The organism is Dactylosporangium sp. CS-033363 (assembly GCF_050942475.1).
Classification (GTDB): domain Bacteria; phylum Actinomycetota; class Actinomycetes; order Mycobacteriales; family Micromonosporaceae; genus Dactylosporangium.
This window is the reverse complement of sequence record NZ_CP192032.1, coordinates 5604738-5622240: the sequence shown is the minus strand read 5'-3', so window position 1 is coordinate 5622240 and position 17503 is coordinate 5604738. Positions and strand designations below refer to the sequence as shown.

The following is a 17503-nucleotide window of genomic DNA, read 5'->3' as shown; positions in this document are numbered from 1 at the left end:
AGTGCATGTCGCCGACAGTCATGACCTCATCCAGGTTCACGGGGCCCGCGAGAACAACCTGAAGAACGTCAGCGTCGAGATCCCCAAGCGCCGGCTCACCGTGTTCACCGGCGTGTCCGGGTCCGGCAAGAGCTCCCTCGTCTTCGGCACCATCGCGGCCGAGTCGCAGCGGCTCATCAACGAGACGTACAGCGCGTTCGTGCAGGGCTTCATGCCCAGCCTCGCCCGCCCCGACGTCGACCTGCTCGAGGGCCTCACCACCGCGATCATCGTCGACCAGGAGCGGATGGGCGCCAACTCGCGCTCGACCGTGGGCACCGCGACCGACGCCAACGCCATGCTCCGCATCGTGTTCAGCCGGCTCGGCTCGCCCAGCGCCGGCCCCGCGTTCCACTACAGCTTCAACGTGCCCGCCGGCGCCTGCCTGCGCTGCGAGGGCATGGGCACGATCAACGACATCGACCTCGCCGAGCTCTTCGACGCCGAGAAGTCGCTGAACGGGGGCGCGATCACGATCCCCGGGTACACCCCGGACGGCTGGCTGGTGCGCATCTTCTCCGCCTCCGGGTTCCTCGACGGCGACAAGCCGATCAAGGACTACACCGAGCAGGAGCGGCACGACTTCCTGTACAAGGAACCCGTCAAGGTCAAGATCGAGACGATCAACATGACCTACGAGGGTCTGGTGCCCCGCGTGCAGAAGGCGTTCCTGCAGAAGGACAAGGAGGCCCTCCAGCCGCACCTGCGCGCCTTCGTCGACCGGGCCGTCACGTTCACCACCTGCCCCGAGTGCGGCGGCACCCGGCTCAACCAGGCCGCGCTCGCCTCCCGCATCGGCGGCATCAACATCGCCGACGCCTGCGCCATGCAGATCAGCGACCTGGCCCAGTGGGTCCGCGGCATCGAGGACCGCTCGGTCGCCCCGCTGCTCGGCACGCTGCAGCGCACCCTCGACTCGTTCGTCGAGATCGGCCTCGGCTACCTGTCCCTGGACCGCCCCTCGGGCACCCTGTCCGGCGGCGAGGCGCAGCGCACCAAGATGATCCGGCACCTCGGCTCGTCGCTCACGGACGTGTCGTACATCTTCGACGAGCCCACCGTCGGCCTGCACCCGCACGACATCCAGAACATGAACGGCCTGCTCCAGCGCCTGCGCGACAAGGGCAACACGGTCCTCGTGGTCGAGCACAAGCCGGAGACGATCGCCATCGCCGACCACGTCGTCGACCTCGGCCCCGGCGCGGGCGGCGTCGGCGGCACCGTGTGCTTCGAGGGCACCGTCGAAGGACTCCGACGCAGCGGTACCCTCACCGGCCGCCACCTGGACTACCGCGCGACCCTCCGCTCGCCCCGCACGTTCTCCGACGTCCTGCCGATCCGCGGCGCGAGCACCCACAACCTGCGCGACGTCGACGTCGACATCCCGCTCGGCGTCCTCGTGGTCGTCACCGGCGTCGCCGGCTCGGGCAAGAGCTCGCTGATCCACGGCTCCATCCCGAAGAGCGCCGGCGTGGTCTCCGTCGACCAGGGCGCCATCCGCGGCTCGCGGCGCAGCAACCCCGCCACGTACACGGGCCTGCTCGACCCGATCCGCAAGGCCTTCGCCAAGGCCGGCGGGGTCAAGCCTGCGCTGTTCAGCGCCAACTCGGAGGGCGCCTGCCCCAACTGCAACGGCAACGGCGTCATCTACACCGACCTCGCCATGATGGCCGGCGTCGCCACCGTCTGCGAGGAGTGCGAGGGCAAGCGCTTCCAGGCCTCGGTCCTGGAGTACCGCCTCGGCGGCCGCAACATCGCCGAGGTCCTCGCGATGCCGGTCTCGGAGGCCCGCGAGTTCTTCGCCTCGGGCGAGTCCAAGATCCCCGCCGCCCACACCATTCTTTCGCGCCTGGCCGACGTCGGCCTCGGCTACATCAGCCTGGGCCAGCCCCTGACCACCCTGTCCGGCGGCGAGCGCCAGCGCCTCAAGCTCGCCATCCACATGGCCGAGAAGGGCGGCGTGTACGTCCTCGACGAGCCCACCACCGGCCTGCACCTCGCCGACGTCGAGCAGCTCCTGGCCCTGCTCAACCGCCTGGTCGACGCCGGCAAGTCGGTCATCGTCATCGAACACCACCTGGCCGTCATGGCCTCGGCGGACTGGATCATCGACATCGGCCCCGGCGCCGGCCACGACGGCGGCCGGGTCGTCTTCACCGGTACCCCCGCCGACCTCGTCGCCGCGCGGGCCACCCTCACGGGCCAGCACCTGGCGGACTATGTTGAACGATCATGAGCGCACTCGACGCGGCCTACTTCGACCAGTGGTACGCGGACATGGCCACCTCACCCGCCCGCGACGCCATCCTGTCCCGCACCCTGGACGTGCCCAGCTCCTACGGCCTCCCGGGCGTGCTGACCGGACCCGCGCTGGACGAACTGTCGGCGGCGCTGGGCCTGCCCGCTGACGGCCTGCTGCTGGACATCGCGTGCGGCCGCGGCGGGTACGGCATCGAGCTCGCCCGCCGCGCCGGTTCCCGCCTGATCGGCGTGGACTTCTCGGCGGTGGCCCTGTCCTCGGCGGTACCACTGGCCGCGTCACGGCTGCCGGGCCGGGCGTCGTTTCAGGTCGGCACGCTGGACGCGACCGGGCTCGACTCCGGCATCGCCGACGGCCTGATGTGCATCGACGCGGTGCAGTTCGCGGCGCCGCCCCTCGCCGGTCTTGCCGAGTTCCGGCGGCTGCTGAAGCCGGGCGGGCGGCTGGTTGTGACGTGCTGGGAGGGGTCGTCGGCGGACGTGCCGGCCCGGATTCAGGCGGTTGACCTGGCGCGGGACCTGCCCCTCGCCGGGTTCGTGGACGTGTTGGTGGAGGACCGGCCGGGGTGGCGGGCAGCGGAGCGTTCCCTGTGGGAGGAGGCGCTCGCGGCCCCGCCGTCCGATCCGGCGATCGTCGCCTTGCAGGACGAGGCCCGCTCGTCCCTGGCCACCTTCGACGTCATGCACCGCGTCTTCGCGACGGCCACCGCGCCCTGACCTCCCACGCCTGCGCGGGAGGTCAGGCGGGGCGGTCGGCGGTCGGCCAGCCGGCGATCCATTCGACGAGGTCGGTGCGCTCGAGGCTGGGCAGGACCCAGTCGCCGGGCAGGTCGGGCTGGGCGAGGGTGGGGACGCTGATCAGGCGCAGGCCGGCGGCGACGGCGGCGCGCATCCCGGTCATGGAGTCCTCGAACGCCAGGGCGCGGACGGGCGCGATCCCCAGGCGCGCGCAGGCGTGCAGGTAGATGTCGGGGGCGGGTTTGGGGTGTTCGACGTCGCCGGCGGCGAGGCTGACGGGGAAGGTGCCGGTGAAGCCGCCGCGGTGCAGGGCGAGGTCGAGCAGACGCCGGGAGGAGTTGCTGGCGACGGCGACCGGCACGCGGGCCGCGGCCAGGGCGACGACGGTGTGCGCGCCGGGCATCGGCTCGGCCTGCCCGGCGATCACGTCGCCGACGAGCGCCTCCAGCTCCGCGCCGATCGCCGCGCCGTGGCCGGGCTCGCTGAAGACGGTCTCGAGGACGAGCCCGGCGGCGGTGAGGGACTTGCCGATCAGCAGGCGTTTCTGGTCCGGGCCGAACGGCAGGCCGCGGCGGGCGAACAGCTCGGCCTCGGCGACGCTCCAGCACGGTTCGGTGTCCACGAGCAGCCCGTCGCAGTCGAACACCACCCCGTCCGGCGTCCACCCCCCGAAGACGCCGGCGGCCGTCCGGGCGGTCGCGGGGCGCGGCGTCACGGGCGCCCGACCAGCAGGCGCAGCGAACCGGCGAAGGTCGGCTGGGTGCGCAGGTGGCCGTGGCGGCGCGCGGTGGCGTAGCCGTGGCCGTGGCGGGCGTAGTCGACGTCTCCGGCGGGCATGCGCGGCTCCTTTCCAGGCGGGTGGTCAGCGTTGCCGGCCGGCACTGCCGTGCCGGAACGCCGGTCACGACCGTCTGCTGCGACCGTAACGGCAGCACCGGCCGCGCCGCGACCCCGCTGCGAAGAGGGCTGCGCCACACCGACCCGCACCCGCCGGTCCAGGTCCGGGTCCACCTGCCGGGCTCAGGCGGTGGCGCTGACGTACACCCACGCCCGGACTCCGGAGGCGAGGGCGACCAGGATGCGGTGGTAGTCCGCGACCTCGTAGCCGTCGGCAGCGACGAGGTCGTCGTCGGTCACCTCGAACACCACGCCGGCGACCTGGTCGGCGCCGTCGCCGGTGGCCACGACGATCGGATGGTGGGTCTCGCCGCTGACGGCGAGGACGTCCGGGTCGGTGATCTCGAGCATGCGGGTGGCGTAGCCAGGCAGCGCGTCGGCGCGGCCGGCGAGCTCGCGGCCGAAGTTCGCCCGCTGTACCGCCGGGTCGCGCAGCGTGCCGTACGAGAAGAGCAGAGGCATACCCGCGATCTTGCCGATCGCGCCGGTGCTGCGAAGCGGGCCCACGGCGGCGTCCCGGCCTCTAGGACCGCCGCGCACCGGCCGCGGCTGAGCCTCGCCGAGCCGGGTGCGTCGCCGGTGCACCGGGCCGTACGTGTCGAGGCTCATCCGGCTGCGGCTGCGGCTGCACCGCTGACACGCCCGGCAACGACCTGCCGATGCGCCGCCTCGATCCGGGCGGCGACCTGTGCCACTGGATCCTCGAGATCCACCTCGTCGACCGGCGCCGCGGCTTCGGCGGCTTCTACGAGCAGCTACTCGACCTGCAGCACGCGGGCGTCTGAGCGGCCGCGGCCGCCGCCGTTGTAGACCACGACGTCGGTGCGTTCGCCGTACTCGCGGAACGTGGCCAGGGCCTCCTCGCGCAGCACGTCGGTGCGCACCTGCACGCCGCGGGCGGCGAGCTGCTCCTTCCAGTCCGGGCGCATCGGGCCCTCGTCGAAGCCGGTGAGGTGCTCGACCTCGTCGCCCTCGCCGGCGATGACCAGGCGCGCGACGCCGGACCACAGCACCGCGCCGTAGCACATCGCGCACGGCCGCCAGTTCACGGCGAGCTCGACCGGCGCCCTGCCGGCGCCGCCGAGGTCCCAGGTGCCGGCCGCGGCCTGGGCCAGGCACAGCGCGACCATCTCGGCGTGCATCCCGGACAGGCCGCTGGCCAGGACCAGATTCACCCCGACCGCGAGCACTTCGCCGGTCGCGGTGTCGCTGACGACGGCCGCGAACGGGCCGCCGGTGCCCTCGCGGTGGTTGCGCCCCGCGAGGCGGTGCGCCAGCCGCATCCGGTCCTCGACGTGCCCCAGCCGCCGGTCGACCCCGGCGATCTCGTCGGCGACCCACCCGGGCAGGCGGGCGCCGAAGTCCACGACGGACAGTTCCATGTCAGCCCCCTTCAGGCCGTGAAGAAGTGGCTCAGACCCATGGATTTCAAGCCGCGTCGGTACGCCACTGAGCTGCGGTCGGCGGCGATGTTGACCTCGATGCGCGGGTCGAGCGGCAGGTTCTCCGGCTTCTGGACCTCGACGATGCGCCGGTCCTCCTCGAACACGCGCAGGTTGAAGTCGAAGATCTCCTGCGCGGGCTGGTCGGTGGCGAAGTCCTTCGCGATCGGCGCGAACATCCGGGTCCGGCGGGCCGAGACCGGGGTGGCGGCGTTCATGATGCACAGCCGCCCGCCGTCCGGGAAGTGCACGGCGAGGGTGGCGGTGAACGGCAGGTGGGCCGTGAACCGGCGCAGCCACTGGTACCCGTCGGGGGCGCGCAGCCCGGCCCCGTGCGGGTAGTTCGCCACGGTGGACCAGTAGTCGACGGCGAACCCGTCCGCGGTCGGCGCCGGGTTGTACGGCGGCACCTCCGGATTGCCCGGGTCGCCGAACGTGCCGGGGTGCACGAACCCGAAGTGGGCGACGTCGAGGAACCCTTCGACCTGCCGGCCGGCGAACGCGGCGACGTCGAACGGCGGGCAGGTGACCCGCTGGAAGCCGGGGTCGTCCCAGCCGGGCATCGGCGGCACCGCCTCGCCCGCGGTCCGGTCGAGGCAGGTCCAGACCAGGCCGTAACGCTGTACGGCCGGGTAGGGGCGCAGGTGCATCCGCTCGGGGATCTTCGCCGCCGGGTGCGCCGGGATGGCGACGCAGGCGCCGCCGGCGCCGAACCGCAGTCCGTGGTACGCGCAGACGACGGCGGTGCCGTCGCCGGTGCCCATCGTCAGGGGTACGCCGCGGTGTGGGCAGAGGTCGTCGGCGACCACGATCGCGTCGCCCGCGCGGTACACCACGAGGGGGACGTCGAGCAGGGTCGCCGCGACCGGGGCGGTGCCGATGTCCTCGGCGCGGGCCACGGCGTACCAGCCGCGCGCCAGGATCGCCCAGTCGGCCAGGTCGAACGTGCAGGTCGCGGGCGGCGTGACCGCGGCGGCGGGCGGTGGGTCGGTGTCGGTGACCGTCATCGGTGGCTCCAGCGGCGTGTGGGCGGCATCAGGCAGCGCGCGGCCGCAGGCCCGCAGCGGGCGAGCGACGCATGAGGGCCCGCCGGACGAACGTCCCCGGGACCCGGTGGCGGCGGTAGCTCAGCGCTGCGGATGCCGGCCGTGCGCGACCCGTCCGCGGGTCCACGCACGCTGGTGGGTGCGGCGGCGCACATCGGTCACGGCGGGCACCTGGCGCTCACCTCCCACGACGGCTGGTCGCCCCATGGTGCCGCCGACGCGTTTCGCGGCTGTTTCGGTGGCGTTCGCGGTTCGGCTCCTCGGCCCGGGCCGGCCGCACCGCCGTGTCGCGGCCGGTACGTAACCGGGCTGTAAGGTCGCCGCCGGGTCCGCGACCGGCCACCGCGGGGATGATGGGCGGCATGCGAGACAGTGCGGCCGCGGGCGGTGCCGGATGACGCCCGGCGTCACGCTGGTGGTGATCGGGTTCCTGGGCGGGCTGATCACCGCGATCTCGCCGTGCATCCTGCCGGTCCTGCCGGTGGTCCTGCTCGCCGGCGGCGCCCAGGGCGCCCGCGAACCCGGCGCCGAGCCCGACCGCCGGACCCGGTTCAACCGGCGCCCCTACCTGGTCGTACTCGGCCTGACCCTCAGCTTCAGCACCTTCACGCTCCTGGGCACCCTGCTGCTGCGGGCCCTCTCGCTGCCCGGTGACGTCATCCGCTGGGCCGGCCTGGCGGTGCTGGTCCTGCTCGGCATCGGCATGATGGTGCCGCGGGTGGAGGCGCTGCTGGAAGCGCCGTTCTCCTGGATACCGCAACGCCCGGTCACGCCCGGCCGGGGCGGGTTCGGCCTCGGGCTCGCGCTCGGCGCCGTGTACGTCCCCTGCGCCGGGCCGGTGCTCGCGGCGATCTCGGTGGCCGGCGCGACCGGACGGATCGGCGGCGGGACGATTCTGCTGACCCTGGCCTTCGCCGCCGGCAACGCCCTGCCCCTGCTGGTGTTCGCCCTCGCCGGGCGGCGGGTCGCCGAACGCGTCCGCGCCTTCCGCCGCCGCCAGCGCGGCATCCGCATCGCCGCCGGAGCCGTTGTCGTCGCGCTCGCCGTCGCCCTGACCTTCAATGCCACCGACGCCGTCCAGCGCGCCATCCCCGACTACGCCACCGGCCTCAACAACCAGGTGCAGGCGCTCGGCAACCCGTTCGGCGGCAGCGGCCCCCTCGCCGGCTGCATCGCGAATGCCGGGAGCGGCCGCCTGCAGGACTGCGGGCCCGCACCGCAGATCACCGGCATCGACCGATGGCTCAACACCCCCGGCGACGCCCCGATCGGTCTCGACGGCCTCAAGGGCCAGGTCGTCCTCGTCGACTTCTGGGCCTACTCCTGCATCAACTGCCAGCGCGCCATCGCCCACGTCGACGCCTGGTACACCACCTACCACCCACGCGGCCTCGAGGTCATCGGCGTGCACGCACCCGAGTACGCCTTCGAGCACGACCCCGGCAACGTCGCCGCCGGCGCCGCCCGCCTCGGCATCGCCTACCCCGTCGCCCTGGACAACAACCTGGCCACCTGGAACAACTACCAGAACCAGTACTGGCCGGCCGACTACCTCATCGACAGCAACGGCACCGTCCGCTACGTGTCCTACGGCGAAGGCGACTACAGCACCGTCGAGACCATCATCCGCCAGCTCCTCACCGCGGCGAGCCCGGCGATCGACCTGCCCGCGCCGACCGACGTCGCCGACACCACACCGAGCAACCCCGAGCAGACAGCCGAGACGTACCTGGGATCGGCCCGGGCGAACAACTACGCCGGCGACCGTCCGCTGGCTCCCGACACCGGCACGTTCACCGCCCCGCCGTCCCTGCCCCGCGACTCCTTCGCCCTGTCCGGCGTCTGGACCGTCACCGCCGAGTCGCTGACCGCCGGTGCCGGCGCCGTCATCGAGCTGAACTTCGACGCCGCCGACGTCTACCTCGACGCCGGCGGCACGGGCACCATCACCGCCACCGCCGACGGCGCAACGACCACACTCCAGGTCTCCGGCGCCCCGAACATCATCACCGTGGCGCACCGGGACCAACCCGGCCGCGGCACGCTACGGCTCACCCTGACTCCCGGCCTGAACGCCTACTCCTTCACCTTCGGCTGACCGGTCTCCCGCGCCTTGACCCCCCACACCCTGCAACACGGCGCCGCCGTCCGACCCGGCGATCGTCGCCTTGCAGGACGAGGCCCGCTCGTCCCTGGCCACCTTCGACGTCATGCACCGCGTCTTCGCGACGGCCACCGCCCCCTGACCCTCGGTTCTCAGTCGACGTTGGATCTCGCTCGGATCGTGGACAGCGCCGCCCGCTGGACAAACACCACACGGTCGTCGCCACGCTCGCCGGTCCAGAGGATCTGGTGGCCGATGACCTCGGTGTATCCCGGCATCACCTGGGCGCGCGGGACCATGGTCACGCGTAGCCGGATCGATCCCGCACCGTACATGTATTCGGCGTCAGCCAGACTGAGCAGTTCCCCGACCTGAATCGGTGGCTCCTCGCCGGTTGCGCGGGTATCGCCCGCCTCCGCTGCGTTCGTGGTGGAACCGGCCACCAGGGAGCGGGCGGGGCTTCCTACGTTCAGGAAGCAGCATCGCGGTCCCATCCGGTCCCTGGTTGGCCGGCGGTTCGACGGCCGGAACCAATGTCACAACCGTCTCACCAGTGATGCAGACGGTATGAGCGCTGCCCCTTGCTTCGGAATGATGTTTCTCGAAGTTGCCGGCGGATCAGCCGTCGAGCGCTCCAATCGCGTCGGTGATGATCCGGCGGGCGGGCTGTCCGACGACGGCCATCGAGGACAATTCCGCGAACCAGCGTGCGTAGACGGCGACTTCGCGCGGCTGGGTAATCGTGAGCTGCGCTGAGGGCGTCTCGACGATGACGCGCGCGTCGTCATAGATCCAGAATCCGGGACTCGCCCACATGATCCGGTCGATGTCGCGCGGAATGATGCCGAGGCTCACGTTCGGAAGCACCGCGACGGAGATGAGGTGCGCGAGTTGAGCTGCCATCATGTCGGTGTCGCCGATGCGGGCGTGCAGGACGTTCTCTTCGAGCACCGCGGCGAACGTGTGGCCTCCGGCGTACACAACGCGCTGCCGGTCCATTCGTGCCTGCACGGCGTGCTCCAGGTCGTCCGGGATGCCGCTGAACTCGATAATGCGACGCATGCGGGCCTTGGCGTACGCAGGCGTCTGGAACAGGCCCGGAACCACACCTGCTTCGTAGATGCGAAACTGTCGGGTCCGCTCCCAGAGCGGCACGAAGGAGTCCTGGAAGCGACGGAGGCCGGTACGCTGCAGCCGCCGAAGCTCGACCCACATGCCTTCGACGGCATGCCGAGTGGCGATCAGGTCAGCCGCTTGGTCATCGGCACCGATGAGGCGACACCACACTCGGATGTCGTCGGCCGTCGGCGTCTGGCGGGCGTGCTCAATCTTGCTTACCTTCGACCTCGGCCATCCCGCGCGCCTGGCGAGCTCGATGGCCGACATGTCAGCGTCGACTCGGATCTCACGCAGGCGCGCGGCGAGGGCTGCGCGAGCTTCGCCGATCGCGGGGGTCGGTTCGGTGGGCAAGGCGGCGGCTCAGGCGGGGTGGTAGTCGCTGTGGTCGACCGCGCGATCCCATGCCGTTTCGAACGAGTCGGCGCAGAAGGCGATCACGTCCGGGTCGTCGTTCGGCTGAACACCGAGCCACTCGCCGTCACCGCCGGAGAGGTTGAACAACAGGGCATCGTCGACAAGCCAGAAGTCATTGCCCGGAAGCCTCAGATCGGACGCCTGATCACGGGGCAACCATCGCACCAATTCGCCCGCGGCGAGATTGGCTGATGGCGTGACGTCGTACTCGTATCGGACGTACTCGGTGATGGGCTCCGAGACAATGCGCAGCCGCCGGATGTCCGCACCATGCTCCACAAGTGGGGTAAGCAGCGCCCGCCATTCGGCGTCCGCACCTCCCCGCTCCGACATGCGGCCGGCCTTCCAAGCGTCGAAGCGGGGCGTGCGGGCGTAGGTGTCGCGCATCTCGAGGTGCAACGCCCGACGCCTGCCGGACAGCAGCAGGTCAGCCAGCTTCGGCAGCGCCATGACCAAGGCGTACCTCCGGGAAGACGGGCATCAGCCGCTTGGGAATGCGAATCAGAGTCTCATGTGGCGGGATGTCGCCGACCTCGGCAAGTGTCGCAGGGTCATCGATTCTCCACCCCTGGACGACATAGTTCTCACCGTCGTCCCAGACAGCCGGCGACTGCCCACCATCAGAAGCGGGGTCTTTTCCTAGGAAGCGAAGTCCCATGGTGGTCTCCCTTGTCGATGGGCGTCGACCCTGTAGCCCGAGTGTGCGTGGGCGTCAGAACAGCGGCAAGGCTTGTTGCTCGAAGTTTCTCGCAGGTTCTGTGAGCGCGGTCGCAGGAACGGCGTGTACGGCATCGAACTCGCCCGCCGTCCATCGGCCCGCCTGTTCGGCTTGGACTTCTCGGCCTTGGCTCCGTCCTCGGCGGGTCCGTTGGCGGCACGGGCGTGCATCGTCCCTTGTCGGACGCTGGACGCGACGGGCCTCGAGTCCGGCTTCGCGACCGGTTTGATGTGCGTGGAGGAGGCGCAGTTCGCGCTGCCGCTTGCTGGCCGCCTTCGACGCCATGAGCCGGCCCCTCGCGACGGCCAACGCGTCCTGGCGCTCTTCACCCCTGCAACACGGCGCGTACGGGCGTAGCGTGGATCTTGAAGGAGTCGCATATGGATCCACGTGATGTTGTGTTCGCAGCCCTGGTCGCCCTGGTACTCGGCAGCGCCGCCCGGCTGCGCACCCCGATCGGCCAGTGGTGGTGGGCCGCCGCCGGGACCGGCACATCGGCCCTGCTGGCAGGCATCTTCGGCAGTACCTTCGGCGCCGGCGACACGCACGGCTTCGAATGGCACGAACGGGTACTGCAGCTCGCGTTCGCCCTGGCCTGCCTCGGCGAACAGGGCTGGCTCAGTCGCCGCTCGTTCCCACCCCGGACACCGCCGCCGGGGGACCACAGCCTGGTGCACTGACCGCCGGGGCGGGGCAGTCGCCGCGTCGAGGTTCCTTGATCCGCGCGACGGCCTCGCCGTTGCCTGTGCTGAGCGTGCGCCGCGCGGCCGGTGCCACCTTCGGGAGCAGTTCGAACCCCGGCGGTGATCTCACCGGCCACGAGTCGTGGCCAAGGCACGTTGCGTCGTCAGGCTCAAATTCTTGTTCTTCCTCCTTGGGAGACTCAGGCTGTTCGCTTATCGACTCGCGTTTCGTGAGTCCGTCGTCCGCCGAGGCGCGCCGGGCCGGCCCGTCACGGCGCCACGGTGTGCCGCGGGTTTGCCGTCATGCGCAGCCAGCCGCGAAGCGGCCGCCACTCGCCTGGCCCGCACCGGCCTCCGCGCGAGCCCTGTGGCGGGCCCGGGCACCAGGAGCTGCGGAAGATCGCGGTCACCCTGAGACCGCTCCTTCGCGGCATGCCGGCGATTTCGGCAAGGTGCGTGTTTGTGATTGTCCGGACTTGTCTGCACCTCACTCGATCGTGTGGAGTTCAGCGTGGTGAGCGAGCATGTCCGGTATGACTTCGATCGCGCCTGACGTGCATGTGCGGCCCGTCGGCCACGAAGCCAAGATCAGGATTTGGTTCAAGTTCGTTCCGCGTGAGGGCTGGCTGCCCTACGACACTGAGGGCTTGTGGGCCACTGTCGTCACCGAGGACACGGCGAGCGTCAACAACGTGCCGTTCCTGCAGGATGGTGTTGCCGAAGGCGACATCGTGCGGTTCGAGACCGATGCGGATGGAAGGCATTGGGCGCTCGGGCGAGTCGTGGAGTCGGGGAACTGCACGATTCGTGTCCTGCCGATTCCGAATGGGCCTCTTGGTCGCAGCGCCCATGGCGTGCACGAGAAGTTCGCACGGTTCGGCCTCGGTGGTGAGGTCTTCAGCGCGGAGTTCCCGCTTGTCGCCCTGACCGTCCCGGCGGCGGCCGAAATCCGCGACGTCAAGCGTCTGCTGGAACAAGGCCAGGCCGATGGCTGGTGGCACTACGAGGTCGGCTGCGGCTCTCAGCGATGGTGGGACGCGTAGCGCGGCACCTCGTGATCGTGCTTGTCGGCGGCGCGGTCGGATGACTGGCACCATACGCTTGTGCTGTGGCCCGACCGAGCTGAGATCGTTTCGCTGTTGCGGCGGTGCGACGATGCCGACCATCTGGAGCGTCCCACCGGCTTCGACTATGCGGCCGAAAGCCGCCGGTTCGGGCAGCTGGTGGCTGGTCTTGAGGCGAGTTTCGGCTGTGTGTGCGCGGTCGATGCCGGTGCAAGGGTGCAAGACGCGAGCTACTTCGGCCAGGTGGTCGTGCCGGGTCCAGTGACAAGGGCCGGTGTCCCGATTTTCATTCGGGTGAGCAACTTCGGTGGTCTGGCGCTGGTCGGTGCCGAGGGGCCAGGCCGTTATGACGACGCGGAAACGCTGTCGCTCCTTGCCGATGCCGACCTGACCCGGGTCCTGAGGACTTTGGCCAACTACGACTACGTACCGCTGCTGGAAGACCTTCTGGGCGATGAGTACGACGGCATCAGCGACGTGCTGAGGGATGCCTATCCGTCGTACCCGGCGACGTGGTTCATCAGGTTCTTCGACTACCTGTAGGGCGAGGGGCGGAGGCGGCATCAGTCGCCGTCTCCCCTCGCCCGAGGGATCCGAGCTGGACGAGCGGCCGGCGGGCTGCCGAGGGTCAGCGGAAGGTCACGGTCACCCTGAGGCCACCCCCTTCGCGTGGGGTGGCGGCCAGGTCGGCACGGTGCGCATCGGCGATGGCCCGCACGATCGCCAGGCCGAGCCCGTACCCGTCCTTCGTCGTGCGTACCCGCTGGCCGCCCATCCGCTGGAAGGGCTGGAAGAGCCGGTCGAGCTCGTCAGGCGGTACGACGGGACCGGTGTTTTCGACGACCAGCGTCGCCCGGCCGTCCGTCATCCCGGTCAGCACGGTGACGCTGCCACCGGCCACGTTGTGCTTCTCGGCGTTGTCGATCAGGTTGGCGACCAGGCTCTCGATCAGGTCGGCGTCGCCGGTGGTCGGGGCATCGTGCAGGGTCGGCAGCAGTCGCGGCCCGTCCAGCTCGCGGAACGCCAGCGCGCGGGAGACGACCTCGGCCAGGTCGAGCGGCGCCGCGTGCTCCACGCCCTGCTCGCCCGTGGCCAGGGTGAGCAGCGAGTCGATGAGCCGGGCCTGGCTCTCGCCCAGGGCCAGCACCTCGTCCGCCGCGGCGCGCAGCTCCTCGCTGGTGGCCTCCGGGTCGGCCAGGGTCACCTGCAGCAGGGCCCGCTGGGCGGTCAGCGGCGTGCGCAGCTCGTGCGAGGCGTTGGCGACGAACCTGCGCTGCGCCGCGAACGACGCCTCGAGCCTGGCGAACAGGTCGTCGAGGGTGTCGGCGAGCTCGCCGAACTCGTCGCGCCGGGCGGTCGGGCCGAGGCGGCGGTGCAGGTTCGTGGCCGAGATGTCACGGGCCGTGTCGACGATGCGCCGGATCGGCCGGAGGAAGCGGCCGGCGATGAACCAGCCGAGCACGACCGCGACCACGGCCATGACGGCGAGGGAGACGCCCGCCAGCGGTACGGCGTTGGAGTGCGTCTCCACCGTGACGTGCGGCTCGGAGTTGCCGGGGAAGGTTCCGGCCGGGACGGTCTGGCTCGCGCCGAGCAGCGGCACCGTGAGCAGCACGGCACCGGAGATCAGGAACGGGCCCGCGTAGAGGAGGGTCAGCTGCCGCCGCAGCGTCCAGCGGGTGCTCATGCCGCACCGAGCCGGTAGCCGGCCTCGCGGACGGTGTGGATGACGGGCGGGTCGCCGAGCCGGGACCGCAGCCGTTTCACCGTCGTCTTCACCGCCGTGGTGAACGGGTCGGCAGCCTCGTCCCAGACCCGTTCGAGCAGCTCCTCCGCGGACACCGGCCGTCCGCCCGCGGCCATCAGGCACTCCAGCACGCCGAACTCCTTGGGGCTGAGGTCCAGGCGCTGCCCGTTGCGGCTGGCCACGTGCCGGGCGGGGTCGAGGGTGATCCCGGCGGCGGTCAGCACCGGTGGCAGCGCCGCCGACGGCCGGCGCAGCAGCGCGCGGATGCGGGCCACGAGCTCGTCGAAGTCGAACGGCTTGGGCAGGTAGTCGTCGGCGCCGAGGCCGAGCCCGTCGATGCGGTCCCGGACCGTGCCGGAGGCGGTCAGCATCAGCACCCGGCTGGTCGGGTGCTCGGCGACGATGTGGCGGCACACGGTGTCGCCGCCGATGCGGGGCAGGTCGCGGTCGAGGACGACGACGTCGTACCGCGTGCTCGCCAGCCGTTCGAGGGCCTCCGCGCCGTCGGCGGCGACGTCCACGGCCAGGCCCTCGCGGCGCAGGCCGGTTCCGATGGTCTGGGCGAGTATTTCGAAGTCCTCCACGACGAGCACGCGCATGGCCCCACTGTGCCAGCCCGAAGGTGTCAATGAGGTGTCAGCCGTTGACACCGGGATGACACCGGCCGCGGCGTAGAACTCGTCCCATGCATGACGCCACGATCACCGTCGAGGGGCTGCGGAAGCGGTTCGGCCCCACCCTCGCCCTCGACGGCATGACGTTCGCCGTAAGGCCCGGGCTCGTCACCGGGTTCGTCGGCCCGAACGGGGCCGGCAAGTCGACCACCATGCGCGTCGTCCTCGGCCTCGACGCCGCCGACGAGGGCACCGCGCTCGTCGGCGGACGGCCGTACCGGGGCCTCGCCCGTCCGCTGTGCCATCTCGGCTCGCTGCTCGACGCGGCGGCCCTGCACCCCGGCCGCACGGCCCGCAACCACCTGCTCTGGCTCGCCCACTCGCAGGCCCTGCCGGCCCGCCGCGTCGACGAGGTGCTGGAGCTGACCGGCCTCGGCGGCGTCGGGCGGCGCCGCGCCGGCGGCTTCAGCCTCGGGATGCGCCAGCGCCTCGGCATCGCCGCCGCCCTGCTCGGCGACCCGCCCGCGCTGATGCTCGACGAGCCGTTCAACGGCATGGACCCCGAAGGCATCATCTGGATGCGGACCTTCCTGCGCGCACTCGCCCGCGAGGGCCGCGCCGTGCTCGTCTCCAGCCACCTCATGAGCGAGCTGCAGGGCGCCGCGGACCACGTGGTGGTGGTCGGCCGCGGCCGCGTCATCGCCGATGCGAGCGTCGCGCAGCTGCTGGCGGGGGCCGCCAACGGACGGATCGTCGTGCGTTCCTCGGCAATAGAAGCAGCGGCACGTGTACTGCACGATGAAGCCGAATCCGTCGTCCCCAACGGCGACGGGACGCTCACTGTCACCGGCCCCGCCGCCGAGCAGGTCATCGCCGCACTGACCAGGGCCGGAGTGCCGTTCTCCGAGGTCGCCGCGCACCGCGCCACCCTCGAGGACGCCTACCTGGACCTGACCCGCGACGCCGTCGAGTTCCGCGGCACCGCACCGGGGGAGGGGCGATGAGCTTCCTGCGACTGATGCGCGCCGAATGGACGAAGCTGCGCACCGTGCTCGGCTGGGTCCTGGGCCTGCTCGCCGGGGCCGGGATCATCCTGGGCCTGGGCCTCACCCCGAGCCGGATGGGCTCCTGCGGCCAGCACGGCCCCGCCTCCGACTGCACCCCGCTGCACGGGCCGGAGGGGCAGGAGGTCGCCGACAGCTTCACGTTCGTGCACCGCACGCTGACCGGCGACGGCACCATCACGGCGAGGGTGACGTCCTTCACCGGGCAGCTGCCGACGTACGACGGCGACACGATGCGCGACGGCCTCGCGCCGTGGTCGAAGACCGGCCTGATCGTCAAGGACGGCACGAAGCAGGGCTCGGCGTACGCGGCGGTGATGCTGACCGGCGAGCACGGCGTGCGGATGCAGTACGACTACGTGCACGACGAGGGCCGCCCGGCCGGCGCCGAGCTGGCCCCGCAGCCGGTGTGGCTGCGCCTGACCCGCACCGGCGACACGATCAAGGCCGAGCAGTCCGGCGACGGCAACGCCTGGACCGAGGTCGGCACGGCCACCCTGCCGGGCCTGCCCGCGACCGTCACCGCCGGGCTGTTCGCCACCTCGCCGCAGTACGACCAGCAGGTCAACCAGTCCGTCGTGCTGTCGGGCATCCAGGGCGGCCCGAGCGTCGCCACCGGCACGTTCGAGCGGCTCGCGACCACCGGCACGTGGTCGGCGGACTGGGAGGGTGAGGCGATCGGGGCCAGGATCGGCCCGGCGGAGCCCACCGGCGGCGGTGGCGGCGGCACCACCACCCGCGCCGTCGGCCCGCAGCCCCACTTCGAGCCGACCGCCGACGGCTGGACCGTCACCGGCACCGGCGACATCGCCCCGTCCGGGCCCGGCGTCACGATCAGCCAGACGCTCGTCGGGACCTTCCTCGGCCTCATCTTCGTCGTGGTGATCGGCGCGATGTCCGTCAGCGCGGAGTACCGGCGGGGGATGATCCGCACCTCGTTCGCCGCCGCGCCGCACCGCGGCCGGGTCCTGGCGGCGAAGGCCCTGGTGGTCGCGGCCGCGGCGTTCGTGCTCGGCCTGGTCGCCGCGGGGGTCGCGATCACCTTCGGGCCCGGCGTGCTGCGCGACGCCGGCGTCTACGTCACGCCGGCCTCCGTCGCGACCCAGTTGCGCGTGGCGGGTGGCACCGCCCTGCTGCTGGGCGGGTGCGCGGCGCTCGCGGCGGGTCTCGGGATGCTGTTGCGCCGGGGCGTGACCGCGGTGACCGTGTCGGTGGTCGTGGTCGTCCTGCCGTACCTGCTGTCGGTCACGGTGCTGCCGCTGCGGGCCAGCGACTGGCTGCTGAGCGTGACCCCGGCCGCGGCGTTCGCGCTGCAGCAGGCGGCGCCGCGGTATGCGCAGGTCGACGCGGTGTACTCGCCCGCCGACGGGTTCTTCCCGCTCAGCGCCTGGGGCGGGCTGGCCGTCCTCGCGCTGTGGGTCGCCGTGGTGCTGGGCGCCGCCTGGTACCGCCTGCGCCGGAGCGACGCATGACCACCGCCCGCGGCGCGGATGAGGTTGCGCCGGACCTGGAGCGGCCGGCCGGGAAATCGCCCGCACGGTCAGACCGGGGCGGC

At 71.7% G+C, this 17503-nt stretch carries 20 protein-coding genes; 9 read left to right on the top strand and 11 right to left on the bottom strand.

The features are described from left to right. Window position 1: 1 nt before the first annotated feature. Together ACQPZ4_RS26025 and ACQPZ4_RS26020 are read left to right on the top strand one after the other, a co-directional pair. Window positions 2-2275 carry an ATP-binding cassette domain-containing protein gene (locus ACQPZ4_RS26025; protein WP_433040306.1) on the top strand — a complete coding sequence of 758 codons (2274 nt, stop codon included), beginning with the start codon at window positions 2-4 and terminating at the stop codon, window positions 2273-2275. Then, on the top strand, window positions 2272-3015 hold the full coding sequence (locus ACQPZ4_RS26020) for a class I SAM-dependent methyltransferase (RefSeq protein ID WP_433040303.1): 744 nt from the start codon (window positions 2272-2274) through the stop codon (window positions 3013-3015). Before ACQPZ4_RS26025 ends, ACQPZ4_RS26020 begins: the two co-directional genes overlap by 4 nt. Window positions 3016-3037: 22 nt before the next feature. Here the strand turns inward: ACQPZ4_RS26020 and ACQPZ4_RS26015 are convergent, their stop codons facing one another. The 3 genes from ACQPZ4_RS26015 to ACQPZ4_RS26005 form a co-directional block, all read right to left on the bottom strand. Further along, window positions 3038-3751 carry an HAD family hydrolase gene (locus ACQPZ4_RS26015; RefSeq protein WP_433040300.1) on the bottom strand — a complete coding sequence of 238 codons (714 nt, stop codon included), beginning with the start codon at window positions 3749-3751 and terminating at the stop codon, window positions 3038-3040. Further along, window positions 3748-3873 carry a hypothetical protein gene (locus ACQPZ4_RS26010; RefSeq protein WP_433040297.1) on the bottom strand — a complete coding sequence of 42 codons (126 nt, stop codon included), beginning with the start codon at window positions 3871-3873 and terminating at the stop codon, window positions 3748-3750. Before ACQPZ4_RS26010 ends, ACQPZ4_RS26015 begins: the two co-directional genes overlap by 4 nt. Before the next feature lie 183 nt (window positions 3874-4056). Continuing rightward, a complete protein-coding gene (locus ACQPZ4_RS26005) occupies window positions 4057-4395 on the bottom strand; it encodes a gamma-glutamylcyclotransferase family protein (RefSeq protein WP_433040295.1) in 339 nt (112 codons plus the stop codon). 197 nt (window positions 4396-4592) lie between these two features. On the opposite strand from ACQPZ4_RS26005, the gene ACQPZ4_RS26000 reads away from it, so the two are divergent. Beyond that, the gene (locus tag ACQPZ4_RS26000; RefSeq protein ID WP_433040292.1) at window positions 4593-4718 is read left to right on the top strand and encodes a hypothetical protein; all 126 of its coding nucleotides are present in this window, start codon (window positions 4593-4595) and stop codon (window positions 4716-4718) included. Here ACQPZ4_RS26000 and ACQPZ4_RS25995 read toward each other — a convergent pair. After that, window positions 4689-5315, bottom strand: a complete 627-nt coding sequence (locus ACQPZ4_RS25995; protein ID WP_433040290.1) for a nucleoside deaminase — start codon at window positions 5313-5315, stop codon at window positions 4689-4691. The genes ACQPZ4_RS26000 and ACQPZ4_RS25995 overlap by 30 nt on opposite strands. 11 nt (window positions 5316-5326) lie before the next feature. Then, window positions 5327-6382, bottom strand: coding sequence for a Rieske 2Fe-2S domain-containing protein (locus tag ACQPZ4_RS25990; RefSeq protein WP_433040287.1), 1056 nt, complete (start codon window positions 6380-6382; stop codon window positions 5327-5329). A 433-nt stretch (window positions 6383-6815) separates the two neighbouring features. Here ACQPZ4_RS25990 and ACQPZ4_RS25985 point away from each other — a divergent pair, with 433 nt between their 5' ends. After that, the gene (locus tag ACQPZ4_RS25985; RefSeq protein ID WP_433040284.1) at window positions 6816-8519 is read left to right on the top strand and encodes a cytochrome c biogenesis protein CcdA; all 1704 of its coding nucleotides are present in this window, start codon (window positions 6816-6818) and stop codon (window positions 8517-8519) included. 158 nt (window positions 8520-8677) lie between these two features. On the opposite strand, the gene ACQPZ4_RS25980 is transcribed toward ACQPZ4_RS25985, so the two are convergent. From ACQPZ4_RS25980 to ACQPZ4_RS25965, 4 genes are all read right to left on the bottom strand, one after another. Further along, entirely contained in the window at window positions 8678-8968 is a 291-nt protein-coding gene (locus ACQPZ4_RS25980) for a hypothetical protein (RefSeq protein WP_433040281.1), read from the bottom strand. A 175-nt stretch (window positions 8969-9143) separates the two neighbouring features. Then, window positions 9144-9995, bottom strand: a complete 852-nt coding sequence (locus tag ACQPZ4_RS25975) for a helix-turn-helix domain-containing protein (protein ID WP_433040278.1) — start codon at window positions 9993-9995, stop codon at window positions 9144-9146. Between the two features lie 9 nt (window positions 9996-10004). After that, complete coding sequence (locus ACQPZ4_RS25970; RefSeq protein WP_433040275.1) at window positions 10005-10508, bottom strand: DUF6879 family protein; 504 nt, start codon at window positions 10506-10508, stop codon at window positions 10005-10007. Beyond that, window positions 10486-10716 (bottom strand): hypothetical protein, encoded by a 231-nt coding sequence (locus ACQPZ4_RS25965; RefSeq protein WP_433040272.1) that lies wholly within the window; start codon window positions 10714-10716, stop codon window positions 10486-10488. Before ACQPZ4_RS25965 ends, ACQPZ4_RS25970 begins: the two co-directional genes overlap by 23 nt. A 440-nt stretch (window positions 10717-11156) precedes the next feature. Here ACQPZ4_RS25965 and ACQPZ4_RS25960 point away from each other — a divergent pair, with 440 nt between their 5' ends. The 3 genes from ACQPZ4_RS25960 (at window position 11157) to ACQPZ4_RS25950 (ending at window position 13066) form a co-directional block, all read left to right on the top strand. Further along, window positions 11157-11456 carry a hypothetical protein gene (locus tag ACQPZ4_RS25960; protein ID WP_433040269.1) on the top strand — a complete coding sequence of 100 codons (300 nt, stop codon included), beginning with the start codon at window positions 11157-11159 and terminating at the stop codon, window positions 11454-11456. Between the two features lie 536 nt (window positions 11457-11992). Next, complete coding sequence (locus ACQPZ4_RS25955; protein WP_433040266.1) at window positions 11993-12502, top strand: DUF4265 domain-containing protein; 510 nt, start codon at window positions 11993-11995, stop codon at window positions 12500-12502. A 60-nt stretch (window positions 12503-12562) separates the two neighbouring features. Continuing rightward, on the top strand, window positions 12563-13066 hold the full coding sequence (locus ACQPZ4_RS25950; protein ID WP_433040263.1) for a hypothetical protein: 504 nt from the start codon (window positions 12563-12565) through the stop codon (window positions 13064-13066). Window positions 13067-13151: 85 nt separating this feature from the next. Here ACQPZ4_RS25950 and ACQPZ4_RS25945 read toward each other — a convergent pair whose 3' ends face one another. Beyond that, entirely contained in the window at window positions 13152-14210 is a 1059-nt protein-coding gene (locus tag ACQPZ4_RS25945; protein WP_433040261.1) for a sensor histidine kinase, read from the bottom strand. After that, window positions 14207-14869 (bottom strand): response regulator transcription factor, encoded by a 663-nt coding sequence (locus ACQPZ4_RS25940; RefSeq protein WP_433040258.1) that lies wholly within the window; start codon window positions 14867-14869, stop codon window positions 14207-14209. The genes ACQPZ4_RS25945 and ACQPZ4_RS25940 overlap by 4 nt, the downstream gene beginning before the upstream one ends. An 86-nt stretch (window positions 14870-14955) precedes the next feature. Here ACQPZ4_RS25940 and ACQPZ4_RS25935 point away from each other — a divergent pair, with 86 nt between their 5' ends. Both ACQPZ4_RS25935 and ACQPZ4_RS25930 read left to right on the top strand, forming a co-directional pair. After that, window positions 14956-15888: an ATP-binding cassette domain-containing protein gene (locus tag ACQPZ4_RS25935; RefSeq protein ID WP_433040255.1), complete on the top strand. Its 933-nt coding sequence runs from the start codon at window positions 14956-14958 to the stop codon at window positions 15886-15888. Further along, window positions 15885-17420 carry an ABC transporter permease subunit gene (locus tag ACQPZ4_RS25930; protein ID WP_433040252.1) on the top strand — a complete coding sequence of 512 codons (1536 nt, stop codon included), beginning with the start codon at window positions 15885-15887 and terminating at the stop codon, window positions 17418-17420. The genes ACQPZ4_RS25935 and ACQPZ4_RS25930 overlap by 4 nt, the downstream gene beginning before the upstream one ends. The last annotated feature ends 83 nt before the right edge of the window (window positions 17421-17503 follow it).